At 65.1% G+C, this 26,807-nt stretch carries 20 protein-coding genes; 5 read left to right on the forward strand and 15 right to left on the reverse strand.

Translation table 11 applies throughout. The annotated features are described in order from the left end of the window. Positions 1–45: 45 nt before the first annotated feature. The 9 genes from shn_RS14390 to shn_RS14430 all read right to left on the reverse strand — a co-directional run bounded on the left by shn_RS14390 (position 46) and on the right by shn_RS14430 (position 11,859). Positions 46–771, reverse strand: a complete 726-nt coding sequence (locus tag shn_RS14390; RefSeq protein ID WP_064331017.1) for an ABC transporter ATP-binding protein — start codon at positions 769–771, stop codon at positions 46–48. Beyond that, a complete protein-coding gene (locus shn_RS14395; RefSeq protein WP_064331018.1) occupies positions 771–1,679 on the reverse strand; it encodes an ABC transporter ATP-binding protein in 909 nt (302 codons plus the stop codon). Before shn_RS14395 ends, shn_RS14390 begins: the two co-directional genes overlap by 1 nt. Then, complete coding sequence (livM, locus tag shn_RS14400; RefSeq protein ID WP_064331019.1) at positions 1,679–3,067, reverse strand: high-affinity branched-chain amino acid ABC transporter permease LivM; 1,389 nt, start codon at positions 3,065–3,067, stop codon at positions 1,679–1,681. Before livM ends, shn_RS14395 begins: the two co-directional genes overlap by 1 nt. Positions 3,068–3,070: 3 nt before the next feature. Continuing rightward, entirely contained in the window at positions 3,071–3,973 is a 903-nt protein-coding gene (locus shn_RS14405; protein WP_064331020.1) for a branched-chain amino acid ABC transporter permease, read from the reverse strand. A 284-nt stretch (positions 3,974–4,257) separates the two neighbouring features. Beyond that, positions 4,258–6,684, reverse strand: coding sequence for an FAD-dependent oxidoreductase (locus shn_RS14410; protein ID WP_064331021.1), 2,427 nt, complete (start codon positions 6,682–6,684; stop codon positions 4,258–4,260). A gap of 122 nt (positions 6,685–6,806) precedes the next feature. Beyond that, positions 6,807–7,361, reverse strand: coding sequence for a sarcosine oxidase subunit gamma (locus shn_RS14415; protein WP_064331022.1), 555 nt, complete (start codon positions 7,359–7,361; stop codon positions 6,807–6,809). A 10-nt stretch (positions 7,362–7,371) separates the two neighbouring features. Continuing rightward, entirely contained in the window at positions 7,372–10,329 is a 2,958-nt protein-coding gene (locus shn_RS14420) for a sarcosine oxidase subunit alpha family protein (protein WP_064331023.1), read from the reverse strand. Continuing rightward, complete coding sequence (locus tag shn_RS14425; RefSeq protein ID WP_064331024.1) at positions 10,326–10,601, reverse strand: sarcosine oxidase subunit delta; 276 nt, start codon at positions 10,599–10,601, stop codon at positions 10,326–10,328. Before shn_RS14425 ends, shn_RS14420 begins: the two co-directional genes overlap by 4 nt. Before the next feature lie 7 nt (positions 10,602–10,608). Continuing rightward, a complete protein-coding gene (locus shn_RS14430) occupies positions 10,609–11,859 on the reverse strand; it encodes a sarcosine oxidase subunit beta family protein (protein ID WP_064331025.1) in 1,251 nt (416 codons plus the stop codon). Between the two features lie 203 nt (positions 11,860–12,062). On the opposite strand from shn_RS14430, the gene cysQ reads away from it, so the two are divergent. From cysQ to shn_RS14450, 4 genes are all read left to right on the forward strand, one after another. Further along, entirely contained in the window at positions 12,063–12,869 is an 807-nt protein-coding gene (gene cysQ, locus shn_RS14435; RefSeq protein ID WP_064332614.1) for a 3'(2'),5'-bisphosphate nucleotidase CysQ, read from the forward strand. Positions 12,870–13,060: 191 nt separating this feature from the next. Beyond that, a complete protein-coding gene (locus tag shn_RS14440; RefSeq protein ID WP_133035756.1) occupies positions 13,061–14,473 on the forward strand; it encodes a hypothetical protein in 1,413 nt (470 codons plus the stop codon). 24 nt (positions 14,474–14,497) lie between these two features. Beyond that, the gene (locus tag shn_RS14445) at positions 14,498–15,292 is read left to right on the forward strand and encodes an ABC transporter permease (protein ID WP_084438027.1); all 795 of its coding nucleotides are present in this window, start codon (positions 14,498–14,500) and stop codon (positions 15,290–15,292) included. Next, a complete protein-coding gene (locus shn_RS14450; RefSeq protein ID WP_064331028.1) occupies positions 15,289–15,972 on the forward strand; it encodes an ABC transporter ATP-binding protein in 684 nt (227 codons plus the stop codon). The genes shn_RS14445 and shn_RS14450 overlap by 4 nt, the downstream gene beginning before the upstream one ends. Before the next feature lie 81 nt (positions 15,973–16,053). Here the strand turns inward: shn_RS14450 and shn_RS14455 are convergent, their stop codons facing one another. The 3 genes from shn_RS14455 to shn_RS14465 form a co-directional block, all read right to left on the reverse strand. Beyond that, positions 16,054–17,466: a capsule biosynthesis protein gene (locus tag shn_RS14455; protein ID WP_064331029.1), complete on the reverse strand. Its 1,413-nt coding sequence runs from the start codon at positions 17,464–17,466 to the stop codon at positions 16,054–16,056. Positions 17,467–17,642: 176 nt separating this feature from the next. Then, positions 17,643–19,670: a capsular polysaccharide biosynthesis protein gene (locus shn_RS14460; protein ID WP_168168914.1), complete on the reverse strand. Its 2,028-nt coding sequence runs from the start codon at positions 19,668–19,670 to the stop codon at positions 17,643–17,645. A 157-nt stretch (positions 19,671–19,827) separates the two neighbouring features. Next, positions 19,828–21,045 (reverse strand): polysaccharide biosynthesis/export family protein, encoded by a 1,218-nt coding sequence (locus tag shn_RS14465; protein ID WP_084438031.1) that lies wholly within the window; start codon positions 21,043–21,045, stop codon positions 19,828–19,830. 174 nt (positions 21,046–21,219) lie between these two features. Between shn_RS14465 and shn_RS35845 the strand changes: the two genes are divergently transcribed. Continuing rightward, a complete protein-coding gene (locus tag shn_RS35845; RefSeq protein WP_145925939.1) occupies positions 21,220–21,462 on the forward strand; it encodes a hypothetical protein in 243 nt (80 codons plus the stop codon). A gap of 51 nt (positions 21,463–21,513) precedes the next feature. Here the strand turns inward: shn_RS35845 and shn_RS14470 are convergent, their stop codons facing one another. From shn_RS14470 to shn_RS14480, 3 genes are read right to left on the reverse strand one after another with little or no spacing between them, the layout of a single operon-like run. Beyond that, the gene (locus shn_RS14470; protein WP_064331030.1) at positions 21,514–24,591 is read right to left on the reverse strand and encodes an efflux RND transporter permease subunit; all 3,078 of its coding nucleotides are present in this window, start codon (positions 24,589–24,591) and stop codon (positions 21,514–21,516) included. Continuing rightward, positions 24,588–25,661 (reverse strand): efflux RND transporter periplasmic adaptor subunit, encoded by a 1,074-nt coding sequence (locus shn_RS14475; protein ID WP_064331031.1) that lies wholly within the window; start codon positions 25,659–25,661, stop codon positions 24,588–24,590. The genes shn_RS14470 and shn_RS14475 overlap by 4 nt, the downstream gene beginning before the upstream one ends. Next, entirely contained in the window at positions 25,658–26,743 is a 1,086-nt protein-coding gene (locus tag shn_RS14480; RefSeq protein WP_064331032.1) for an efflux RND transporter periplasmic adaptor subunit, read from the reverse strand. The genes shn_RS14475 and shn_RS14480 overlap by 4 nt, the downstream gene beginning before the upstream one ends. Between the last annotated feature and the right edge of the window lie 64 nt (positions 26,744–26,807).

The raw sequence follows: 26,807 nt of genomic DNA on the forward strand, positions 1-26,807 counted from the left end.
CTAGGATCGGCGCAGGATCCTTGCGGGTCCTGCGCGGGACCGTCCTCAGTGCCGGCCGCCTTCGAGATAGGCGGCGCGCACTTCCGGATTGGCCAGAAGTTCCTTGCCCGAACCGCTCATCGTCACCTGGCCGTTGACCATTACATAGGCCCTGTCGGAGAGCTTGAGGGCGGCGAAGGCGTTCTGCTCGACGAGGAACACGGTAAGCCCCTCGTTCTGGTTGAGCTTCTTGATCGCGTCGAAGATGCCCTTGACGATCAGCGGCGCAAGGCCGAGCGAGGGCTCGTCGAGCAGCAGGAGCTTCGGACGCGCCATCAGCGCACGGCCGATGGAGAGCATCTGCTGCTCGCCGCCCGAAAGCGTGCCGCCGCGCTGGCCCTGGCGTTCCTTGAGGCGCGGGAAGAGCGTGAAGATCTTTTCCACGTCCTCGTTGAAATACTTCAGATTGTCGAGGCTCGCGCCCATCTGGAGATTTTCATAGACCGTCATGCGCGGGAAGATGCGGCGTCCTTCCGGCGACTGCGCGATGCGGCGGCGGGCGATGAGATGCGTCGGCAGGCGGGTAATGTCCTCGCCGTCGAAGGTGACGGTGCCCGTACGGGCCTGCGGGCTGCCGCAGATCGTCATCATCAGGGTCGACTTGCCGGCGCCGTTCGCGCCGATCAGCGAGACGATCTCGCCCTTCTTCACCTCGACATCGACCCCGGCCAGCGCACGGATATTGCCGTAATAGGTCTGCACGCCCTGGACGCTGAGAAGTGTATCGCTCATCAGTGCGATCCTCCCTCAGTGCCTTCGCTCTCCGCGATCACCTCGATTTCCTCGATCACCTCTTCGACCTCATCATCTTCGACACCGAGATAGGCCGCGATAACCTTCGGATCGTTCTTCACATGGTCCGGCGTGCCGTCGGAGATCTTCTGCCCGTATTCGAGCACGACCACGTGGTCGGAGATTTCCATGACGACCGACATGTCGTGCTCGATGAGCAGGATCGACGTGCCGCTGTCCTTGCGGATGGAACGCAGGAGTTCGTTGAGCGCGAGCGACTCGCGCGGGTTGAGGCCCGCCGCCGGTTCGTCGAGGCACAGGAATTCCGGCCCCGTGCACATGGCGCGAGCGATTTCGAGGCGCCGCTGCGCGCCATAGGGCAGGTCGCCGGCCGGATCGTCCGCGCGCTCGATGAGATGCGCCTTCTCCAGCCAGTGCTTGGCGATCTCGATCGATTCGGCCGAGGCCTTCTTGTAGGTCGGGAAACCGAGCAGGCCGAGGATCGTGTAGCCGGAGGCCTTCATCAGCATGTTGTGCTGGGCGACGAGCAGGTTCTCCAGAACCGTCAGGCCCGAGAAGAGCCGGATGTTCTGGAAGGTGCGCGCCACCTTCGCATCGCGGGTGATCTCGAAGTCGGTCATGCGTTCCAGAAGGAACTCCTTGCCCGCCTTCTGGCGCATGGTGATCATGCCCATGGTCGGCTTGTAGAAGCCGGTGACGCAGTTGAAGACCGTGGTCTTGCCGGCGCCGTTCGGGCCGATGAGGGCCGTGATCTCGCCGCGCTGGGCCTCGAAGGACAGGTCGTTGATGGCCATGAGGCCGCCGAAGCGCATCGACAGATGCTCGACCGTGAGGATGGGATCGTTCGTCATCGTGTTCGTCGCTACCGTGTTCGCACCGAGGGCCATCAGCCGTGCCCTTCCTTGGTGAAGCTGCCGGAGACCGCCTTGCGCTCCCTGAGGAAGGCGGTCGGCTCACGGCTTCCGACGAAGCCGCGCGGCTTCCAGACCATGACGGTGACCATGGCGAGGCCGAAGATCAGCATGCGGTAGAGTTCCGGCGTGAAGTCGGGCCCGAAGATCTGCTTCAGGAAGGTCATCTCGCGCAGGAGCTCGGTGCCGCCGACCATCACGGCCGCCGCGACGGCGATGCCGACGAGCGAACCCATGCCGCCGAGGACCACGATGGCGAGGATGATCGCCGATTCGAGGAAGACGAAGCTTTCCGGCGAGACGAAGCCCTGGCGCACGGCGAAGAAGGAGCCGGCAAAACCGCCGAACATCGCGCCGATGGAGAAAGCCGTCAGCTTGGTCGTCACCGTGTTGATGCCGAGCGAACGGCAGGCGATCTCGTCCTCGCGCAACGCTTCCCAGGCGCGGCCGATCGGCATGCGGCGCAGGCGGATCGTCACATAGGCGGTGAGCAGCGCCAGCGCCAGGATGAGATAGAAGAGGAAGATCTTGTAGTAGGCCGAGGACATCGGCAGGTCGAAGGCCTTGGCGAAGTTGTTCGGCGCGCTGACGTCGAACGACCAGATTCCGAAGACCGAGGCCTTGGGAATGCCGGAGACGCCGAAGGTGCCGCGGGTCACTTCCGTCCAGTTGATCAGCACGAGACGGATGATCTCACCGAAGGCCAGCGTCACGATGGCGAGATAGTCGCCCTTCAGGCGCAGCACCGGGAAGCCGAGGATCATGCCCCAGAAGGCGGCGAGGATGCCGGCGAGCGGCAACAGGATCCAGAAGGAGAAGCCGAACTGCTGCGAAAGCAGCGCATAGGAATAGGCGCCGACCGCATAGAACGCGACGTAGCCGAGGTCGAGCAGGCCGGCAAGGCCGACGACGATGTTGAGCCCCCAGGCCAGCATCACGTAGATGAGGATCTGGATGCCGAAATTGTCGACCCATTTCAGCGAGCCCTGCACGCCGAAGAGCATGACCATGATCGGCGGATAGAAGATCAGCGCGACGATGGCGATCTTGCTGAAATTGCGCTTGAAGAAGCTTTCCTCGCCTTCCACCGGCTTGGCCGCGGCGGCCGCCTTGCGGGCAGCGGCCCAGGGGCGCAGGTAGGCGACGGAGAGGAAACGGCCGACGGCGGCGACGATCACGAAGATCGCGAGCAGCCCCCAGCGCTGGTTCAGCACAAGCTCGTTGCGGATGTTCTGCGTGGTCTCGAGACCGACGAAGAGGACGAAGAGGCCGAGCGCGACGAGGCCGGCAAAAAGGCCCTCGCGCAGAGCCTGCGCCGTCAGGTTACCGCCGGCGCGCTCATGAGTGTTCGAAATGTTGGACATGGATCAAACCTTCTCGACTTCCGGTCGTCCGAGAATGCCGGACGGCTTGAAGATCAGGACGATGGCGAGGATGGAGAACGTCGCGACGTCCTTGTAGTCGATGGTGAAGTAGGCGGACCAGAGGCTCTCGATGAGGCCGATGAGCAAGCCGCCGAGCACGGCGCCCGGAAGCGAGCCGATACCGCCGAGAACCGCAGCCGTGAAGGCCTTGACGCCCGGAATGAAGCCGTCGGTGAAGACGGTCACGCCGTAATACATCAGGTACATGGTACCGGCGACGGCGGCGAGCGAGGCGCCCATGATGAAGGTCACCGAGATCGTCCGGTCGACGTCGATGCCGAGCAGCGCCGCCATCTTGCGATCCTGCTCCGTCGCGCGCTGGGCGCGGCCGAGCGAAGTCTTGTTGACGATGTACCAGAAGGTCGTGAGCAGGATGACCGTCAGGAGCATGATGATCAACTGCTTCAGCGAGATCGAGATGCCGAAGACGTTGTAGACCGACGACACCAGCGGCGGGATCGGCTTGTTGCGCGGACCTTGCGTGACCTGGATGAAGTTCGACAGCGCGATCGACATGCCGATTGCGGTGATCAGCGGCGCCAGGCGGAACGAGCCGCGCAGCGGCCGGTAGGCCATCTTTTCGATCGTCCAGTTCCACAAGGACGCCGTCAGCATGGCCGCGGCGATCATGACCAGCAGCAGGAGGACGACCGGAAGGCCGACGAACACGCTGGTGAGGACGAGGAAGACGATGAGAGCGGCAAATCCGCCCAGCATGAAGATATCGCCATGGGCGAAATTGATCATGCCGATGATGCCGTAAACCATGGTGTAGCCGATGGCTATCAAACCATAAATAGATCCAAGCGTCAGCCCATTAACGAGCTGCTGGACGAAATATTCCATTTGCTATCCCCCGGATGCGGTTCCTGAGGGCCGCATCTCTTGTTCTTGTCGCTCTTTTTTCGAGCTTGTTAGACAGTCCGGATTCCATACCGCTTTCGATACAAAAGGGAAGCCCAAAAAGCCTGGATCGACAATTTCTTTAGCAAGGACGGTTAAATGGCGCATTTGGCGCCGGGAAAACCAAAAAATCGGCACGAGAAGCGGCGCTTTTGCCCAAAAAGATGCACGAAAGTCGCAAGCGGCGATGTCCCGGCATGGCACATCGCCGCACGGGCCGGAGCAAATCAGCCGCGCATGCGCGCACCGGAGGGATCGAACAGCGGCTCGGCCTGCAGGCGCGCCGGCAGCATCTCGCCGAGAAGCTCGATCGACCAGCCGGTTTCGACATCGGCGATCTCCTTCGGCACATAGCCGACCGCGACCGAAAGGCCGGCGGCATGGGCATAGCCGCCCGAGGTCACCCAGCCGCGCACCGCGCCGTCGAGATAGATCGGCTCGTCGCCGATGACATCGGCATCCTTCGCCGCGACGACGAAGGTGCGCAGGCGGAGCGCACCGCCCGTTTCCCGCTCTGCCCTTGCCGCATCCCTGCCGATGAAGTCGGCCGCCTTGCCGGTCGCCACGAATCGCTCCAGCCCCGCCTCGACAGGGCCGTAGAGCGGGCGATATTCGCGCGACCAGCTGCCGTAGGATTTTTCGAGGCGCAGGGCGTTGAGCGCCCTGAGACCGAACAGGCGGATGCCGAATTCGGCCCCGGCTTCGAGGATGAGGTCGTAGAGATAGCGCTGGTATTGCGGCTTCATCCAGATCTCGTAGCCGAGATCGCCCGTATAGCTGACGCGCCCGACGATGGCCGGCGCCATGCCGAGATCCATCCGGCGCACCGCCATGAAGGGGAAGGCCTCGCTCGAAACATCCCGGTGCGTCAGCTTCGCCAGCACGTCGCGCGCCTTCGGTCCCGCGATGGCAAGGCCGACGAGCGAAAGGTTCAGCGCCTCCAGCGTCACGGAACCGTCCCGCGGCAGGTGCGTCTCGAACCAGCGCATGTGGTAGTCCTCGGCAATGCCCGAGCCGATCAGCAGGAAGTCCCCCTCGCCGAGCTTGGCGAGCGTGAAATCGCCGATGAGCTTTCCGTCGTCCTTCAGCATGGGCGCAAGCGTCATGCGCCCCGTTTCCGGCAGGCGGCAGGCGAGCAGCCGGTCGAGCCAGGCCGCCACGCCCCTGCCCTTCACCGCATATTTCGCAAAGCCCGAGGTCTCCATCAGGCCGACGCCCTCGCGCACCGCGCGGGCTTCCGCGCCGACGGTCTCGAAATCCGTCGAGCGGCGCCAGGAGAACCGGTCCTCCACGCCTTCAGGCGCGAACCACAGCGGCTGCTCCAGGCCATAGGATGCCCCGAAGACGGCACCGGCCGCCTTCAGCCTGTCGTAGATCGGCGTCGTCTGCAGCGGCCGGCCCGCCGGCAGCTCCTCGTTGGGATAGCGGATGGAGAAGCGGCGCGAGTAGTTCTCGCGTACCTTGGCATTGGTATAGGCGAGCGTCGCATAGTCGCCGTAGCGCGCGACATCCATCGCGAAGACGTCGAAGCCGGGATCGCCGTTGATCATCCAGTTGGCGAGCGCCAGGCCCACGCCACCGCCCTGGCTGAAGCCGGCCATGACGGCGCAGGCGGACCAGAAGTTCGTCATGCCGCGCACGGGCCCGACGAGCGGGTTGCCGTCCGGCGAGAAGGTGAAGGGGCCGTTGATGATCTTCCTGATACCGGCCGTGTTGAAGGCGGGGAAGTGCCGGAAGCCGACTTCCAGCTCCGGGGTGATTCGCGCAATGTCCTCTTCCAGCAGTTCATGGCCGAAATCCCAGGGCGTGGTGAGCGGCGACCAGGGCCGGCAGGCCTTTTCATAGGTGCCCATCAGCATGCCGTTGCGCTCCTGGCGCAGATAGATCTCGCCGTCGAAGTCGACGCAGTGCATCAGCTCCTTGCCATGCGTCCGGTTGAACTCGATGACCTCGGGCATGTCCTCGGTGATGAGATACATATGCTCCATGGCAAGGACGGGCAGTTCGAGGCCGACCATGCGGCCGATCTCGCGCGCCCAGAGCCCGCCGCAATTGACGACATGCTCGGCGACGATCTCGCCCTTGTCGGTGATGACGCGCCAACTGCCGTCCTCGCGCTGCACGAGGTCTTCCACCTTGGTGTGGAGATAGATCTCCGCGCCGTTCTTCTTGGCCGACTTGGCATAGGCGTGCGTCGTGCCATAGGGGTCAAGATGGCCCTCGACAGGATCGAACACCGCGCCGACGAACTGGTCGGGGTCGAGCAGCGGCATCAGCTCATGCGCCTCCTTCGGCGTGAGGAGATGCGCATCGAGGCCCATATAGCGCCCCTTGGCGAGGATCGACTTCATCCAGTCGAAGCGATCCTTGGTCGATGCCAGCATCATGCCGGAGGTCATGTGCAGGCCGATGTCCTGGCCGGAATAGTCCTGAATCTCTTTATAGAGTTCGACCGTGTATTTCTGCAGCTTGGCGACGTTCGGGTCGCCGTTGATCGTGTGCATGCCGCCGGCCGCATGCCAGGTCGAGCCGGAGGTGAGCTCCGAGCGCTCGACGAGCACGACATCGGTCCAGCCGAATTTCGTGAGGTGATAGAGGACGGAGCAGCCGACGACGCCGCCCCCGATAACGACGACCCTTGCATGGCTCTTCATGGAAACTCCGGCTTTCGACGGGTTGAAGGGAATTCGATGCGGCGCGGAATGCAGCCTATTGGGTTCCCCGGATGCCCGGCAAGCCCGAGGTGCGAAGCGCCATGTCGCTCCGGAAGTTTTTGTCAGCGGGTGGCGAAATCGACGGAGAGATCATGGCTGCGCGCCATGAGCTTGAGATCGGCGACAAACGCCTCGGCAAAGCTGCGCATCACCACGAGATCGAAACGATCGACGCCGGTGCGGGCGAGATTGACCGAAAGATGATTGCATAGCATGGTTGCCGCACGCCCGACGGCAAAGGCCCCGGGATGCAGATCGACGGCGATGCCGTTCGCCAGGATGCGCGCGGCATCAGGCCCGGACAGCGTCAGCGCGACGCGGCCGTGGCTCTGGTCGACCACGAAGGCGAAGGCGCCGAGCCGGACGGAAAGCTCGGCGACGAGCGTTTCGGGCGCGTGCACCTCCGACAGCACCAGCCATTCGCCCGGGCCGCAGAAGCGGGCCTCGAACGCGCCGTCGGCGACGAGAATGCCGGCTGCTTCGGCGCCATGGCCGGGTGCCGCCAGCACGACGGCGATGGCCGTGGCGCGGTGGACGGCGAGGTGGTTGGCCCGCTGGCCGGGGACCGCCCCGATCGTGCCGTCCAGCGCGTGTACTGCCTGATAGTCGTAAGCCATAGCCTTCCCCTCACGCCATCAGCTTGCGGTTTTCCGGATCGACGAAGACCGGATCGCAGACTTCGGCGAACGTCTCCACGCCCCGCAGCTTGTCCCAGACGACGATCTTCTCGCCATAGCGCTCCCGGCCCGATTTCAGGAAGGCAAGAGCGATATGGGTCCCGAGCGTCGGCGAGAAGCAGACGGAGCTGACCCAGCCCTGGTCGTTGATCGTCGAGGGCTTGGCACCGTCCTTGAGAAGATGTGCGCCGGCGCGCATGTCCTTGTCCGCCTCCAGTGCCTTCAGGCCGACGAGCTGGGCGCGGTCGGCGGCCGTCAGGCCGAAGCGGGTGGAGAGCCGCTTGCCGATGAAATCCGGCTTGCCGGTGCCCATCATGCGGCCGAGGCCGGCATCGTCGGGCGTCACGCGGCCATCGAGCTCGGCATGGGTGACATGGCCCTTCTCGATGCGCAGCACGTTGAGCGCCTCGACGCCATAGGCGCAGAGGCCCTGCGGTTCGCCCGCCCGCATCAGCGCGTCGGCCACCGCCTCGCCATAACCCGCCGGCACCGCCAGCTCATAGGCGAGCTCGCCGGAGAAGGAGATGCGGAAGAGCCGCGCCTTGAGGTTGCCCTTCAGCCGCACCTCGCGGGCGGCAAGGAACGGGAAGGCCGCATTCGAGAGATCGTCCTCGACGACGGCCTGCAGGATCGTGCGCGCCTTCGGCCCGGCGATCGACATCTGCGCCCATTGGTCGGAGACCGACAGGAAGCGCACGCGAAGCTCCGGCCAGAGCGCCTGCGCGGCAAACTCCATATGGGAGAGCACGCCGGCGGCCATGGCCGTGGTGGTCGTGACGAGGAAATGCTCCTCGGCCAACCGGCTCACCGTGCCGTCGTCATAGACCATGCCGTCCTCGCGCAGCATCAGCCCATAGCGGGCCTTGCCGACGGGAAGCTTCAGCACGGGATTGCAATAGAGCCGGTTCAGGAACTCGGCGGCATCCGGCCCGAAGACCTCGATCTTGCCGAGGGTCGAGACATCGCAGAGGCCGGCATGCTCGCGCACGGTCCGGACCTCGCGGTCGACGCTTTCCCGCCAGGTCTTCTCGCCCGCCTTCGGGAACCAGGAGGAGCGATACCAGAGCCCGGCATCGATGAAGACCGCGCCGTGGCGCGCCGCCCAGCCATGCAGCGGCGAGCGGCGGACGGGCATGGCGTGTTCGTCGCGCGAGGAGCCGGCGAGCGCGCCGAAGGAGACGGGCGTGTAGAACGGCCGGAAGGTGGTGGTGCCGACCTCGGCGGGGCTGACGCCGCGCATCGCGGCGAGGATGCCGATGGCATTGACGTTGCCGAGCTTGCCCTGGTCCGTCGCCATGCCGCTCGTCGTGTAGCGCTTGGCATGCTCGACATGGCCGAAGCCCTCGCGAAGGGCAAGGCCGAGATCCTTGCCGTGCACGTCGTTCTGGAAGTCGACGAAGGCCTTGGACCTGGCGCCCGGCACATGCCAGAGCGCCGTGAAGGACGGATCGACCTCCTCGCCGACGACGGGACGCTCGAAACCGGCGACGGGCCGGCCGAGCGCTTCCACGATGGCCGACGCCTTGCGTGCGCCATCGTCGAGACATTCGGAAAGCCGGTAGTGCCCCGCCGCGGCACCGGCCATGACGAGACCGTCGCCCGCCTCCGGTGCCAGGAACGCCTGCAGCGCCTGCGACCAGACCGGCCTGCCGCCGCGCTGGCAGGCAAGGTGGATGACCGGGCTCCAGCCGCCGGACATGGCCACGGCATCGCAGGCGATCATCTCCTCGAAGCCGCCGCGATCGGCAATGACGGCGCGGACGCGCCGGCGCCCCTTCGTGTCGACGATGCCGCCGCCGCGCACCACCCGCACGCCGTCGGGCGCACGGTCCGCGGCATCGGTGCGGCTGTCGATCAGCGCCGCGATCTCCACGCCCTGCGCGGAAAGGTCCTCGGCCGTGCGATAGCCGGACGAGCCGTTGGTGAAGATCGCCACCGACCGGCCGGCGGCGACACCGAAGCGGTTGGCATAGGTGCTGACGGCGCTCGCCATCATGATGCCGGGACGGTCGTTGCCGCCGAAGACCAGCGGCCGCTCCTCCGCGCCGGTGGCGAGGATCGCGTGTTTCGCCACGATACGCCACAGGCGCTCGACCGGCCGTGCCGCGTCGATCGTGGCGCTGTGCTTCTGCACCCGCTCCACGGCACCGAAGACATTGTCGTCGTACCAGCCGAAGACCGTGGTGCGCGGCAGTAGCGTCACGCCGGGATGGCCGTGCAGTTCGTCAAGCGCGTGCCGGGCAAAGACGAACGGCGCCTCGCCGTCGAGCCTGGTTGTCTCCGACAGGAGCGCACCGCCGAGGACGAAATCCTGCTCGGCGAGGATGACGCGCAGGCCCGAGCGGGCGGCGACCAGCGCCGCGGCGAGGCCCGCCGGGCCGGAGCCGACGACGAGAAGGTCGCAATGCGCCCAGCTCTTCTCGTAGCCGTCGGGATCGCGCGGAAGGTCCGTGCGGCCGAGGCCGGCAGCCCGGCGGATCAGCGGCTCATAGACCTTTTCCCAGAAGGCGGCGGGCCACATGAAGGTCTTGTAGTAGAAGCCGGCGGAGAGGAAGCGCGACAGGCGGTCGTTCACCGCGCCGATATCGAAGGCAAGGCTCGGCCAGCGGTTCTGGCTGGTGGCGGCAAGCCCGTCGTAGAGCTCGGCGACGGTCGCCTTCGTGTTCGGATCGCGCCGCGCGCCCGTGCCGATGGTGACCAGCGCGTTGGGCTCCGCCGGCCCGGCCGTCACAATGCCGCGCGGGCGATGGTACTTGAAGCTGCGTCCGACGAGCAGCCGGTCGTTGGCCAGCAAGGCCGAGGCGAGCGTATCGCCGGCATGGCCGGAAAGGCTCGCCCCGTCGAAGGTAAAGCCAATGGTGTTGCTGCGATCGATGAGGCCACCGGAGGCGAGGCGATAGGCGGTCATTGCGCGCCTCCCCGCGTCGCGACGGCATCCGTCACGGAAAACACGTCATGGGTGAAGTTGTCCCGCTCGACCACCAGCCAGCGCCGGCAGCCGGCGACATGCTGCCAGTGCTCGCGGATGCGCCCGCGCGGATTGGCACGGACATGGACATAATCGTTCCACGCCTCGTCCGAGGCCATGGGCGCCGGGCGGACCGGCGTCGCATCGCCGCGGATCGAAAACTCTTCCTTGGGCCGCACCCCGCAATGGGGACAGGAAATCAGGCTCGCCATGGTATCCTCAATGCAGGTTCGGCTGGGTGCCGGCACCCGCCTCGTCGATGGGGAAACCGCGCTCGAAACGATCGAGCCTGAGCGCGCGCGCCACATGGTGGCTCTCCCCCTTGGCGATGAGATGCGCGAAACAGAAGCCGGAGGCGGGCGTCGCCTTGAAGCCGCCGTAGCACCAGCCGCAGTTGAGATAGAGGTTGTCGATCGGCGTGCGGTCGATGATCGGCGAGCCGTCCATCGACATGTCCATGACGCCGCCCCAGGCGCGCAGCACCCTGACACGGGAAAGGCCGGGGATCATCGTCACCCCCTCCTCCATGACATGTTCGGCGGTCGCAAGGTTGCCGCGCTGGGCATAGGAGGAATAGCCGTCGATCTCCGCGCCGAAGACGAGGCCACCCTTGTCGGACTGCGAGATGTAGAAGTGCCCCGCGCCATAGGTGATGACGTGGTCAATGCATGGCTTCAGCCCTTCGGTGACGAAGGCCTGAAGCACATGGCTCTCGATCGGCAGCTTCAGCCCCGCCATTTCGCCGACGCGGGAGGTGTTGCCGGCCGCCGCGAGCGCCAGCCTGTTGCAGCCGATGAAACCCTTCGTCGTCTCGACGCCCGTCACCAAGCCGTCTTCCCGGCGGATGCCGGTGACCTCGCAGTTCTGGATGAGATCGACGCCGAGCCGGTCCGCGCCGCGCGCAAAACCCCAGGCCACGGCATCGTGCCGCGCCGTGCCGGCGCGTCGCTGCAGGAGGCCGCCGATGATCGGGAAGCGCGCATGGTCGAAATTGAGGAAGGGCAGCATCTTCTTCAGCGTCTCGCGGTCGAGCTGCTCGGCCGCCACGCCCTCCATCATCATGGCATTGCCGCGCCGGACATAGTGATCGCGCTGGCCGTCATTGTGATAGAGGCTGATGATGCCGCGCTGCGACAGCATGACATTGTAGTTCAGCTCCCGCTCCAGCCCTTCCCACAGCTTCAGCGAGAACTCGTAGAACGGCTCGTTGCCGGGCAGCATGTAGTTGGAGCGCACGATGGTCGTGTTGCGTCCGACATTGCCGGAGCCGAGATAGCCCTTCTCCACCACGGCGACGTTGCGGATGCCGAATTCCCGGGCGAGATAATAGGCCGTCGCAAGGCCATGCCCGCCGCCGCCGACGATGATCACGTCATAATGCGGTTTCGGTTGCGGTTCCCGCCAGGCGGGCGTCCAGCCGAGGTTGCCGGCAAGGGCTTGCTTGAAGATCGAAAGGGCGGAGTAGCGCATGCGAAATCCCGGATCAGTCGCCCCACATTCGCATATGCAGCACAAACGGCAAGTCCGGCGTCATCTTGTCGCATCCCAGGTCCGGGTCTTTCCACATGCTGCTATCAGGGCCGGAAAGACGGGGCATTTGCTTTCAGGCCGTCCCGCCGTTATGGCAACAGCAGGAAAGCCGGACCGGAAACATGCAGGCAGACAGGATGGAACTGAGGCAAGTCTTGGAGAGCGCGGCGCTGGCCGCGGGCAGCGCCATCATGGCTATCCACAAGGCCGGGGCCGATGTCCTTTACAAGGCGGACCAATCGCCGGTCACCGCCGCGGACGAGGAAGCCGAGCGGCTGATTCTTGCCGCGCTTGCGCAGCATTTCCCGGACATTCCCGTCGTCGCCGAGGAGGCCGTCGCCGCTGGCCGCGTGCCGGATATTTCCGGCGGCACCTTCTTCCTGGTCGATCCGCTGGACGGCACGAAGGAATTCATCGCCGGGCGCAGCGAATTCACCGTCAACATCGCCCTGATCCGGGACCGGGCACCGGTCGCGGGCATCGTCTATGCCCCCGCGCTCTCGACGGGCTTCATCGCCGACGACGCGCGGGCGGAACGCTTCGAGGTGACCGGTAAGGCCACCATCGCCAGACGGCAGACAATCGGCTGCCGCCGACGTGGCAATGCCCTGACGGCCGTCGCCAGCCGCTCGCATGCCACGCCCGAAACGGCCCGCTTTCTCGACGACCACGGCATCGACGCCTGCACGGCGATCGGTTCCTCGCTGAAATTCTGCCTCGTCGCCGAGGGGCTTGCCGACGTCTATCCCCGCTTCGGCCGCACCATGGAATGGGACACGGCCGCGGGCGACGCGGTGCTGCGCGCAGCCGGCGGAGACACCCGCACGCTCGACGGCGCCCCCCTCCTCTACGGCAAGACCCGCCAGGCGGACGACGCGGATTTCGCCAATCCGAACTTCATCGCCGCGAGCGCCGACTGGAGCACCGCTTCGGCGGCGACCACAAAATAACCAGATTGCTCGACGAGGAATGCGCGCCGGCCAGAAAGGGCGGATTTTCCATCCCTATCCGTCCTGCGGGCGGCCCTTGCAGGTACCGGGCCACCGCGGCATTTTTATTGTCTGTAAAGGCAATTTCGAATAAGTTGCGGCGACAAGCATATAGGCGACGCCCCGTTTGTTGTTGGAAAGAGTGAGCCGACGTGAAAGATGAGAAAGCGCCCCTCGTGGCGGAAACCCCGACCCACGTCGCCGACAACACGAGCAGCCTGCTCGAAATCGCCAAACGCCGCGCCCGCCAGCGCGCAGCAGAGCAGAAGGTCGTGAAGATCAAGCAGAACGCAGGAACGGTTCGACGCCGAATCGATCCGAACGTTCAGGACGAGGACAATCTCGGCTCGCGGGCGGAAACACGGGCGCGGGCGCCCGTCGATATCGTCAGCACCGTCCTTACGTTGCCCAACATTCCCAAGCAGACGAAGGAACGGCCCTGGGGCCTGATCTCCTTTGCCCTGGCGGCCATCCTTCCGACGATTTTCGCCAGCCTCTACTATCTGTTCGTGGCGACACCGCAATATGTGGTCGAAACCCAGTTTTCCGTCCGGGGAGCCAATCAGGCGTCTCTCAACGCGCTCGGCCTGACCGGGCTTGTCGGCTCGTCCGTCCAGGCGGGTGACTCCTACATCGTCGCGGACTACATCCATTCCGCGCAGATCCTGCCCGACATCAAGGATCAGACAGGTCTCGACATCCGGACCGTCTACTCCCGTCCGTCGATCGACTTCCTTTATCGCGAGAATGAGAGCCGGCCTCTGGACGAGTTCCGCGACTATTGGCGGGACATGGTGGAGATCAGCTACAATTCGACGACCGGCAACGTCACCATGCGCGTCTTTGCCTTCTCGCCGTCGGACGCCAAGCAGATCGCCGATGCAGTCCTCACCGTCTCGGAAAACCTGGTCAACACGCTCTCCGACAAATCGCGCAGGCAATTCATCGAGGTCGCCAACCAGCAGGTCGCGCGTTCGGAGGAGCGTCTGCGCAACATCCGCAGCCAGATCACGGATCTGCGCATCACCGAACAAGCGGTCGATCCGACGGCTGTCGCGACCATGGAAGCAGCGATCATCAGTTCGCTCGAGCAGGAACTGGCGACACTGCGCACCCGCTACAAGGCGCTGGTTGATTCCGTCAGCAGGGACGCCCCATCCGCGCGCGTCATCGAGCGGCAGATCCTTGCGCTCGAAGAGCAGCTTGTCGAACAGAAGAACCGCATCAGCGGCGACAAGACGGGAGACACGGGCGGCAAGACAACGCGCAGCGGCCTGGAAGCCGGCCGTGCACTGCCCGAGATGATCGACCGCTTCACCGAACTCACCGTCGAACAGGAATTTGCCGTCAAGGCCTACACGACGTCGCTTGCCGCGCTGGAAACGGCCATGCAGGAAGCGCAGAAGCAGGAGCGCTATTTCGCCGTCTACGTTCCCCCGCGGGAGCCGGAAATCGCCCTCTACCCGCTTGGCATGGTCAACACGCTCATTGTGCTTGCAGCCGCAAGCTGCCTTTGGCTCATTGGTTATTTCGCAGTCCGGTCCGTGAAGGATCACGCGATCTGATCGCGTTGAAGAAAGGGTAGCGGAATGGCTTTGCTCGCCGACAGGCCTCTCAGTTATGCCCTTGGGGAAAACGCCCGCGTGATCTCGGCGCTCGTCGTTCGCAGCGCGGTGACGCGTTTCGGGGAAAGCCGGCTGGGCTTCGTCTGGATCCTGATCGAGCCTGCCGCCTATATCGGCATCTTCCTCCTTATCCATACCGCGGCAAAGGCCCAGATTCCCTTTGGCGACAATGCCCTCCTGTTCATGCTGGCCGGGGTCTTCGGTTTCCGCATGACCCGCGGCATCGCGCGCAAGACCGAGAAGGCGATCGCCACCAATCAACCGATGTTGACCTATCCGCTGGTCCGTCCGCTGGATACGCTCATCGCGACCTTCCTGCTGGAAGCAACCATCTGGCTGATCATCTGCGCCTTGTTCATGACGGGTCTGGCGTTCACGCTGGATCGCGACATCATCGTCTATCCCGCGGAATTCGCGGAAGCCATATTCGCCATCCTCTATTTCGCGTTTTCCTTTGCGGCCTTCAACGCCACTGTCGGCTCGCTCGTGCCGCGCTATGATACCTTCTTGAGCATGATGAGCATGCCGCTCATGTTGTTGTCCGGCATCTTCTTCATGCCTGCCCAGATGCCACCGAGCTTCCAGGCTGTTTTGTGGTGGAACCCGTTCATGCATTGCGTCGAATGGTTCCGCACCTCGACCTATCTCGACTACAATGCCTTGCTCAGCAAGCCATACGTTCTCGGGATCGCCACTGCGCTGCTGACATCGGCACTTGTCCTTGAACGCACGTTCCGCCGAAAGATCATTGGCTCATGATCATCTTCGATAATGTCAGCAAGGCGTTCCCGCGCCCCGGCGGCGGCAAGAAGGTGATCCTCGACCGGTTCACGGCCGCCTTTCGTCCGGGCACCAATATCGGCATTCTCGGTCGCAACGGCGCCGGCAAGTCCACCCTGATGAACCTCATCTCCGGCGGCGACATGCCCGATTCGGGGCGCATCCTGCGCGAAGGCAAGATCTCCTGGCCGCTCGGCTTCAACGGCGGCGTGCACGGCAAGCTGACGGGCGCGCAGAACACCCGCTTCATCGCCGACATCTACGGCAAGAACCGCAACAAGGTTCTGGATTTCGTCGCCGATTTTTCAGAGCTCGGCCCCTATCTCGACATGCCGGTGAAGACCTATTCGGCGGGCATGAAGGCACGCCTTTCCTTCGGCATCTGCATGGCGATCGGCTTCGAATATTACCTGATCGACGAGGTGATCGCCGTCGGGGACTCCACCTTCAAGCAGAAGTGCAAGGACGTCTTCGACGAGCGGCGCGAGAACGCCACCCTGCTGCTCGTCTCGCACTCCTCCGGCCTGCTGCGCTCGTTCTGCGACATCGGCGGCGTCATGAACAACGGCCAGCTCACCTTCTACAACGACATCGAGGAAGCGATCGAGGTGCATGAAGAGATCCTTCGCACCTCCGCCAGCCAGCGCCGCTCCGCCTGAATCCCGAAACAGGCAAAAAGCGCCCCGCAACCGTGTCGGGGACCTTGGCCGTGCTGATAGCCGGAAGAGGGGTGCCGCCCCTTACTGCGATTGCGCCAGCAGGGGCATGACGTTGGACGCCTCCGGCAACGCCATCACCCGGCCTGCCGCATCCATGGCCCGCAGCTTTGCAAGCAGCGAATTCGCCGCGACCTCGATGCCCTCATAGGCATAGTAGTCGCCGGGATGCAGGCATTCCTGGGCGATCCAGTTCAGGTAGTCGCGCCGCTGCGCCAGCGGCGCCACATGGCCGGACGACCAGAAACTGTCGAGCTCGATGCCCTTGTTGACGCAGAAGGCGAGCGAAGGATGCCGGTAGAAGGCCTGGCCGAGCACGGCAAGCGGAATGCCGTGCTGGAGCGCCGAGAGGCCGGACGTGCTGTTGATCGTCACCATGCCGGCCGCATGTCGCGTCATCAGACCCAGCGAACCGCTGTCGAGGATGTGGATGCGCTCGGACACATTGTTGAGCACGCCGACCTGGCGAATGAACTGCTTGTCCTGGCTGTGCCCCCGCTCCATCGGATGGATCTTGAACACCAGCTGGTGTGTCGGCGGCGCATTTCGCGCAAAGGAGACGATGGACTTCAGAATGAGCTTCTGGTTGTTCCAGCCGCTTGCCGCCGCGCCGAGCTGGCTGTCATCGTGCACCTGCAGCGGCACGATGTAATATTTCTTATCATGGTGCTCGAGCAGCCGCTCCATGGTGCGGTAGTTGCTGCCGAGATTGCGGAACTTCCGATAATAGTTCTTGATCCAGTAGAAGGCTTCGGGGGCCAGAGACCGCTTGTGCTTGTGGAAGAGCTTTCGTTCGCTCAGCGTCGAGAAGATGCCGCGCACCGAAAAATAGGTGAAGGCATAGGTCGCCATGGCGCCGAAGGAAGACGGGAAATTCGTCCCGCGCATGCGCTCGCGCGGCTTTTCGTCATCCTTGTCGGACGGCAGGAGGCCCGCAATCGGCGAACGCCAGTTGTTGCCGCCGGTCTCCATCGTGACGAAGCCGGGGCGGATATACCCTTCCTCAAGGCTGAGAACGGGAATGTTGAGCGTGGCACATTGCTCGATGGCGATCTTGTGGATCTCGCGTTCGCAACCGAAGAGCACGACATGGTCGAAGCCGTGTTCGCCGACGATCTCGGTGAACCAGTCCCGCCAGACATCGGCCGTGCCGGAAAAATGCAGGATCTTGCCGCCGCGGGCAAACAGCCGGTCGCCGGCGTTGAAACAGATACGCCAGGCATCGAAACCGCTGTCGTTGAGCAGCGCCTGGGCCTTGCGGAAGAAGGGACCGACCGGCCCCTGCAGGAAAAGCACGCGCGGCGCGCTCTTCGAGGGGAAGCGCTTGGAAAGCTTGCGGCGCAACGCCAGATTGATCAGCCGCGATCCACGCGCGCCAATGACGCTTTCGGCGTCGGAGCGACCCGCCTTCAATTCGGTATCATGCTGTACGCTCATGACAGGTCGGCTCAACTCAGATTATGCTGCTGGGTGGAATGGTATTCGCATAAAGGCGCCGTATTAGCAACCATATCTGCCGTACTCCCCGATTTTGTCGCCGATCCCCCGGCACGAACGGGCCTGCTGCGCAAAAGACAGCGACTCGGATATGTTCCCGCTTTTCTGACCGTCTTTTACCGCAACCGCGAGTCGCGAAGCAACACCCCCACGCGGTTGATTTGTTGCGCCGCACACAAAAGGAGCTTCCGCCCGACTCCGGGCGTTTTCATGGCGGCGCCCGAAATTTCTTCAACCAAATCCTCCGGATGGCACGGCAAGCCACTGAGAGGATGGATATAAAGCGGGTAGCGGATGAGGCTTTCGGCCACCAGGGCCTCAAGATCGACGCGGCGCACGCGCCGGGCAATGGGCAGGCGGTCGTCGGTCAGGCCCCAGCCGGCATAGAACGGCGCGCCATGCACGCCCACCGCCTTGCCGCGCAAGAGCGCCTCGAAGCCTGCCAACGAGGTCATCGTCTCTATCCGGTCCGCCCAGCCGATCCATTGCAGGATATCGCCGCTTCGAACGACGAGATCGGCCTCCTGCGGCTCGCCGCCGCCGTCGCGCACGCCGGAAACCACGTCCGGATGCGCCTTGTAGACGATGAAGGCATCGGGAAAGAGCGCCCGCACGGCGCGCACGAGATCGGCATTGGAGCGCACCATGGGAGAACCGTAGCGGATGGACGCATCCTTCTCCACCTGCCCCGGCACCAGGATTTTCACACGCCCTTCGGCAACCGCCGGCAGGTCGGCAGCCGTGCCGAGATTGTACTTGGAGACGCCGCGCTGGACCAGAAGGCGTATGAGATCGCCCGCCCGCCGCCGCAGGTCCTCATCGACCGTGCCGTGCGCGATCAGCGCCTCCAGCCGGCTTTCGCCCCGCGCATCGTAATAGACGTGCTCGCCATCGAGTGCGATGGAGGACGGCATGGCGAGGTCTACGCCAAGCCCGCGGGACCGGATGAACCCGTCTTCGAGCCGCATGGCCGGCACGTCGGCCGGCAACGCCGCATCGCTTCCCCAAAGCGCGACGACGCCATCGGACGCTCTCGCCGCAGCGACCGCCGCTTCGAGCGAACGGGCATGGACCGGATCGCCCGCCATGCCCTTCAGGAAAGGCGTCATGGCCCTGCGCTTCCACGGCGAGAAACCGGCCGTGAAGACCTTGCGCGCAATACGGGCACGCTGATCGCGCACCGTGATCGCCTGTTCGACCGCCCGCTCCGGCGTGCAGGGCTGGCGCGTATGCAGGTCGAGATAGTGCGAATAGTCGATATAGGCCGCGTGGAAAACCTGTTCGAGCGAGGCCGGCGGGCGGGCGGGCGACAGTTGATCGTGATCGACCGTGAGACCACGGCCGGAATAATAGGTTGTGCCGAAACAATGGACGGGCCGCTCAGCCATCAGCGCCTCGAAGCCGAGCTGGCTCGACACCGTATAGACGCAGTCAGCCTCTTCCAGCAGCGGCCAGGGGTTCATGCGCGGGGGCACGACGATCTCGACACCGAGCGCGTTCGCCGCCTGCCGCAGGAGGCTGCGGTCGCCCGCCGCGGGATGGGTGCGCACGACCAGCGTCTTTCCCGGATGATGGCCGACCGCATGCTCCAGCATGGTGCGGAAACTCGCCGCGCTCGCCCCTGCCCCGGCAATGGAGGCATCGCCGGCCACCTGATCGACGAGCAGGACGAAAGGCCGGCCATGCGGCACGCCGGCGGCCGCCGGCGTCAGCACCGGGCTGTTGTTGTATTTCGACAGGCGCGCGTTGCGCAGCCGCGCCATCAACCCGCCGGCGCGCGCGAGCGCGGCGGCGTCGGTTACCGGCTGCGACAGCAGCCGGTCGAGGCCGCTCGGATGGCGCGCATCGAAATAGATACCCTCCCGGTCGATCACATAGGAATGGCTCGGTTCCCCTCGCCCCGCTGCAAAGCCGCGCAGGAAGCCGTCCTCAAGGGTGATGACCTCCTTGCCGGTGCGCGCCGCAAGTCGCACGGCCCGGCGGCCGGACGACCGGCGTCCCCAGCCGATGAACCCGTCGATGCGGCCGGGCAGCGCAAAGGGCCAGGCGACGATCTCGGCATCGAGCAGGCGCGCGACATCGGCCCGCTGCTGCCACAGCCCGAAGGAAAGAAGCGCATAGGTTTTGCGTGCCTGGCCGGCCATGCAGTCCTCGAAAGCCATTCCGGCTGGAGCAATTCCAGCAAAGTGCGAGGCCGTTTTGTGCCCGCAATTGCGCTTAAACAAAAGCGGAAACGCTTTCGTCTGCGCGCCGTCGGCCGCCGCGCAGGCATCGCCGCATCAGCGGGCCGAAGCCCGCCTGTCAGAGCAGGTCAGCCGTGCGCTGGATATTGTAGGCCGCGCTCGAACCGCTGGAAACGATCGTCAGGAACTTCGCAAGATCCGTTGCGACGTGGCGCGCCAGATAGACGACGTCCTTGTTCCGCACGGGGAAGTTCTGCGCGACGATGTAGCTCTGCGTCGCGCCGAGATCGAGGCGATAGACGATCGGATAGCGCCCTTCCGAATCCGCCACCATGCCGCGCGCGATGAGGTCCCGGAACCGGTCGTCGCCGACGACGCTGCGATAGACGTTCTCATCCTCGTAGCGGAAGACGAAATAGCCCTTCGGATCGGCCGTCGCGACATTGCCGCCGCCGGCGAGCGCCGCCGCCTCGACGAGGCTGAGCTTGGCCGCATCGAACCGGATCTTGCCGGGCTTCTTCGTCTGGCCGAGCGCCGCGAAGGTCTGCGGATCATAGGTCAGGTAGATCTGGTCGTCCGGCTTGACGTAGATGTCGTCCTTCGGATTGTCGATGACCGACTGGAGCAGCACGCTGCGCGACTTGCCGCCGCGCTTGAGGCTGACATAGGTGTCGTAGGGCGGCTTGGCGGCACCGCCGGCCATGGCGATCACTTCGCTGAGATGCTGGCCGCTGAGGCCGAGCGGCACGATGCCCGACTTGTTGACGTCGCCCTGGATGGAAACGGTACGCGAGGCATTGCCCGCCATGGAAACGATGACATCCGGCTCGACGGCCTTCGCCTTCAGTGCATCGACGATCGTGGCGCGCGCCGAATCGATCGTCATGCCGGCGAAACGCACGGAACCGACATAGGGAATCTGGCCGTGGCCATCCGGCTGCACGATGACCGGGATCGTCGTCGACTTGCGCTCGGTGGTGGAGAACAGGCCGTCCGGACCCGCTTCGAAGATCGTGACTTCCAGATGATCGCCGACGCCGATGACCGGCGTGCCGCCGCCACCGCCGAAGCCGAAGGCGCTGGACAGGCCATAGCGCTTGGCCGCGCTGACGCTGTTGGCGACGCGCTGGTCGACGTTCACGACGTCGAAAACCAGCTTGGTCTGGGGAATCTCGTAGGACTTGCCGTCCGCGCCGGCCGAAAGGACCTCATGGGTCAGCGGGCCGTCGCTCGGGACCACGCATCCGGCCAGCGTCAACAGGGCACCCGCCGCAAGAATCCGCGCAAATGCGCCCAAAAGCCTGCGCGGCGTGCCCACGTCTTCAATTGCGATCATCACTTAGCATTTCCCTTCGACCGTACCTCACAAGGCACGGGGCAAGAGCCAGCCGCTTGCCACGACAGGGTGCCATAGACATGCAGTTCCAATGTCTCGTCAAGTCCCATGACCAAACCTTAGTCCCACCACACAAATCCATGCGGCCCCCGCCGACACCATGGAGCAAATCCCTTGCACATTCGTTACGTCCTGAAAAGTCGGCTGGCGCTTTGGCGTTGGAAATCAACTTTTTCCACCAGCTTTTTCAGAGGGGGTGCGACAAAAAGAACGCAACTTTTCCTCCGCCCGTCCGACAATGAACGCGCCCCCGATTTCACAGTTTATATCCATGCCTTGCCCGGCTCTGACCTTCCGGAAGCGGCCTGTCGCCCAAAAGCAGTGACGGGGGAGATGGGCAAAAATATGGGGGCCTGATTTTCACGCCTGCGCGGGGTGCAATCGCCGCGCAGGCCCGACCGGATCGCCCTACGCCGCCTCGATGGGCGCGGGCGCCGGCTCCTCCGCCGCCTCCGGCTTGATGCGGAACCAGGCGACGTAGAGCGCCGGCAGGAAGAGCAGGGTCAGCACCGTGCCGACGATGATGCCGCCCATCATGGCATAGGCCATCGGCCCCCAGAACACCTCGCGCGAAATGGGGATGAGCGCGAGGCTGGCGGCCGCCGCCGTCAGCATGATCGGCCGCATGCGGTGTTCCGTCGCCTCGCGCACGGCATTCCAGGCATGCATGCCCTCGCGCCTCAGGTCCTCGATCTGCACGACGAGGATGACCGAGTTGCGGATGAGGATGCCGATCAGCGCCAGCACGCCGAGAATGGCGACGAAGCCGAGCGGCGCCCCGCTGCCGAGCAGCGCGATGACCACCCCGATGAGCGCCAGCGGCGCCACGGCGAAGACGAGGAAGAGCCGCGAGAAACTCTGGAGCTGGAGCATCAGGATCGTCGCCATGGCAAACAGCATGAGCGGCACGACAGCGACGATCGGCGCCTGGCTGTCGGCGCTTTCCTCCACCGTGCCGCCGACCGCGACCTCGTAACCGGAGGGCATCTGCGCCTGGAAGGCGGCAACGTCCTTTTCCATCTGCGAGACGATCGTCGCCGGCTGCACGCCGCCGGTGATGCTGGCCTTGACGGTGATGGTCGGCTGGCGCGAGCGGCGCCAGACGACCGGCTGCTCCATCTCGTAGCGGAAGTTCGCCACCGCGGCGAGCGGCACGGAGGTGCCGTTGGCCGTCGGCAGCTGGAGCTGGCGCAGTGTCTCGATGGATTCGCGCTCGGCGGCCCGCGCCCGGCCGATGACGTCGATCAGGTAGACGTCGTCGCGGATCTGGGTGACGGTCGTGCCGCCGACGACGCCGTTCAGGGCGGAGGCGATGTCCTGCGAGGTGACGCCGAGCTGGCGGGCCTTGTCCTGCAGCACGTCGACCTTCACCACGCGGGCCGGCTCGTTCCAGTCGTAGACGACATCCCCGAGCCGGGTATCCTTGCCGATGAGTTCGCCGAAGGCGAGCGCCTGCTTGCGCACCTCCTGGATATCCGGACCGCTGACGCGGTACTGGATCGGCCGGCCGACCGGCGGGCCGATGTCAAGCAGCTTCACCAGCGCATCCGTGCCGACGAAGGTCTCGCGCAGATAGGCCTGGAGATCGGCCCTGAGGCGGTCGCGTGCCTCCAGGTCCTTGCTGACGATGACCGTCTGGCCGAAGGCGGGCGACGGCGGCTGCACGTCGAAGGACAGGAGGAAGCGCACCGCGCCCTGCCCGACATAGGAGGACCAGCGTTCGATATCCGGGTTGCCCTTGAGCTTTTCCTCCTCCAGCCTGGCGATCTGCGCATTGGTCTCGGCGATCGAGGCATTCTGCGGCAGCGACCAGTCGATGATGAGCTCCGGCCGGTCGGAAGACGGGAAGAACTGTTCCTGCACGAAGCGCATGGCGAAGACCGACACGCCGAAGACCAGCACGGTCGCGACGATGGTCGTCCATTTCCAGTGCATGCAGATATCGAGCAGGCGGGCGAAGCTGCGGGCGAACCAGCCCTTTTCCTCGTGATGCTTCTTCATCGTCTTCGGCAGGATCGTCACGCCGAGCAGCGGCGCGAAGATGACCGCGACGACCCACGAGACGACGAGCGAGATGGCGATGACGACGAAGAGGCTGAAGGTGAACTCGCCAGCCGCGCTGTTGTTGAGGCCGATCGGGATGAAACCCGCCACCGTCACCAGCGTGCCGGTGAGCATGGGGAAGGCGGTGGACGTATAGACATAGGTCGCCGCTTTCCTGAGCGAATCCCCCATTTCCAGCCGCGCCACCATCATCTCGACGGCGATCATCGCATCGTCGACGAGCAGGCCGAGCGCGATGATGAGCGCGCCGAGCGAGATGCGCTGCAGCGATATGCCGTCGTAGTACATGAAGACGAAGGTGATCGCGAGCGTCAGCGGGATCGACAGCGCCACGACGAGGCCGGCGCGGATGCCGAGGCTGACGAAACTGACCGCGAGCACGATGACGACGGCCTCGAACAGCGCCCGCGTGAAGCCCGATACCGCCTCCTCGACCACCTTCGGCTGGTCGGAGACGAGGTGCACGTCGACGCCGACCGGCAGTTCATGGGAAAGCAGCTCGATCTCCCTTTCCACCGCCGCGCCGAATTCGAGAAGGTTCGAGCCCTGCTTCATGCCGATGGCAAGGCCGATGGCCTGTTCGCCGTTGAAGCGGAACAGCGCCGACGGCGGGTCCTCGTAGCCGCGGGTGATCGTGGCGATATCGCTGAGGCGGAAGAAGCGGTTGTTGACGCGCAGGTTGACGTCGCGAAGGCTCGCCTCCGAGCTGAACTGCCCGCCGACACGCACGCTGACGCGCTCGCCGCCGGCCTGCACCACGCCGGAGGGCGCCACGGCATTCTGCGCCTGCAGCGTGGACACCACCTCTTGGGTGGAAATGCCGAGCGCGGCGAGCTGGCGCGTCGAGAATTCGAGATAGATCACCTCGTCCTGCGCGCCGACGAGGTCGACCTTGCCGATATTGGGCACGGTGAGGATGCGCCGGCGGGCATCCTCGACATAATCGCGCAACTGACGCGGCGAGAGGCCATCGGCGGTGAAGGCGTAGATATTGCCGAAGACGTCGCCGAAACGGTCGTTGAAGGCCGGGCCGACGACGCCGGAGGGGAATTCGCCCCTGATGTCGTTGATCATGTTGCGCACGGTCACCCAGGTGGGGGCGACGTCGCGCGCGCGGGTCGTCGGCTTCAAGTTGACGAAGATCAGCGTCTGGCCGGGCGTCGTGATGCTGCGGGTGAAATCGAGCGATTCCAGCTCCTCCAGCTTGCGCTCGATGCGCTCGGTCACCTGCAGCGTCGTCTCCTCCACGGAAGCCCCCGGCCAGGCGGCACTGATCGTCATCGTCTTGATGGTGAAGGAGGGATCCTCCTCGCGGCCGAGATTCTGGTAGGTGAAGAAGCCGAGCAGCGCGAAGACGATCATGAAGTACCAGACGAGCGATGCATGATCGAGCGCCCAGTCCGAAAGATTGAACTTCTTCATAGGCCTGCCTCGTCTTCAACCTTGATTTTCTGGCCTTCTTCGAGGCTGTTCACCCCGGCGGTGGCGATGCGGTCGCCGGCTTTCAGCCCGTCCGCGACCTGAAGGGCGCGCCCGACAGCGGGACCGGTCTCGATCGGCACCAGATGCACCTCGCCCTTCTCCCCGTCAACCAGCCAGACATGCGGCTTGCCGTCCTTCTGAAGCACGGCGGTCTGCGGGATCATGATGGCGGTGAGGTCCGGCCCCTCGAGCTCGGCGGTGATGGTCGTGCCGAGGCGGACCGTATCCGGCGGGTTTTCCAGCGCGATCTTCACCCGCCGCGTGCGCGTGACGGCATCGGCCGACGGCGCGACCTCGCGCACCACGCCCTTCACCGTGACGTCGGGGTTGATCTGCAGGGACACGGTGAAGCGGCTGCCGAGCGCGATGGCCTCCGCCGTCTCCGGAATGTCGACCACGGCATCGCGCTCGTCGGGCCGCGCAACCGTGACGATCGCCTCGCCGGGCGAGACGGTCTGCCCCACCTCGGCACCGGTGGCCACGACGACACCGTCGAATTCGGCGAGGATGCGGGTATAGGAAAGCTGTTCCTCCGCCTTCACGAGCGCCGTCTTCGCCCGCGTCAGGCCGGCATCGGCCGCCTCGCGCGACTGTTCGGCGCTCTCGACGGCGGCCTGGGCCGCGGCGTTCGACTGGAGCAGCGTCTTCTGCCGCTCCTCGGTGGCGATCGCGCTCGAAAGCGTCGCCTCGGCGCTGGAAAGCTCGGCCCGCGCCGAGCGCACGGCCAGCTCATAGGCCGTCGCATCGAGCACGGCGAGCACGTCGCCCTTCTTCACGAGATCGCCGACATGGACGGTGCGCGAGACGAGGCGGCCGGAAACGCGCGAACCGAGCGCGGCCTGCACCTTCGCCTGAACCGTGCCGGCAAAGCGCGTGCCGGGCAGCGCGGTCGGGGCAACCACCATGGACAGGACCGGGCGCGGCGGCGCAGCGGCTTCCTCTTCCTTCTTGCAGCCGGCCAGCGCCGCGGTGGCGATGGCGACCGTTGCGAACAGGACAGATCTCCTCATCGGGCGGTTCCTTCGATCGCGCTGACGGTCTGGCCGGGCCGGAGCAGCTTCGTGCCGTCGGCGACGTAGGTCTCCCCCTCCTCGATGCCGCCCGAAAGCAGCGCGGCGCCCGTCTCGAAGGAGAGCACCTCGACCGGACGCAGGTCCACCGTGCTGTTCGCCTTGTCGACGATCCACAGCGCCGGCTTGCCATCAAGGCCCGCCGACAGCGCCTGCCAGGGCACCACCGCCACCCGGCGCGACGCCAGCGCACCGACGCCGACGACCGAGGAGCCGAGCGTCATTTCCGGCGGCGTGCGGTCCATGGCGATCTTGACGCGCACCGTGCCGGTCTGCGCATCGATCGTCGGCGAGACCTCGCGCACATTGCCGGTCGTGCGCACCCTGTCGTCGCTGAGCAGGGTGACGACCACGCCGTCCTCCGCCGGCTGGGCGAAGAACAGCGATTCGTAGACATCGAAGACCGCGTCGCGCGGGCCGGTATCGGCGATGGTGAACATGGTCTGCGCCGCCTGCGCCACCTGCCCCGTCTCGGCAAGGCGCGCGGTGACGATGCCGTCGGCGGGCGCGCGCAGTTCGGTATAGGACAGCACCTCCTTCGCCGTGTCGCGCTGGGCGATCGCCGCTTCGCGGGCGCTTTCCGCCGTGCGCAGGGCCGTTTCGGCGTCGTCGAAATCGCGGCGGGTGCTGATGCCGTCGCTCAGCAGGGATTTCTGGCGGTCGAAATTGGCGCGGGCGAGCTTGAGCTGCGCTTCCGCCGCGCGCACCCCGGCCTCCGCCGCCTCGACGTCGGCCCGTTGCTCCTCGGGGTCGAGCCGCGCCAGCACCTGACCTTCCTTGACCACGCCGCCGACATCGACGAACCAGCCGGTGATGCGCCCCCCGACGCGGAAGGAAAGATCCGTCTCCACCCGCGCGACCACTTCCCCCGTGACGGTGACGGTCTGCTCACGCTCTTCGAAATGCACGGCGGCGGTGTGCACCGGCCTTGGCGCCCCATCGGCCCATGCCGGCCAGGCGGCGGCGCAAAACGCCAACGCCGCCAGCAGCACCCTGCCCGCCCTGTTTCCCGCTGAGCTCATCGCCGTCTCCACCGTTGCAGAAAACCCATTTAATGTGGGTCCTCATTATATCGCGAAGATCTGA

It is taken from the genome of Shinella sp. HZN7, assembly GCF_001652565.1.
Lineage (GTDB): Bacteria > Pseudomonadota > Alphaproteobacteria > Rhizobiales > Rhizobiaceae > Shinella > Shinella granuli.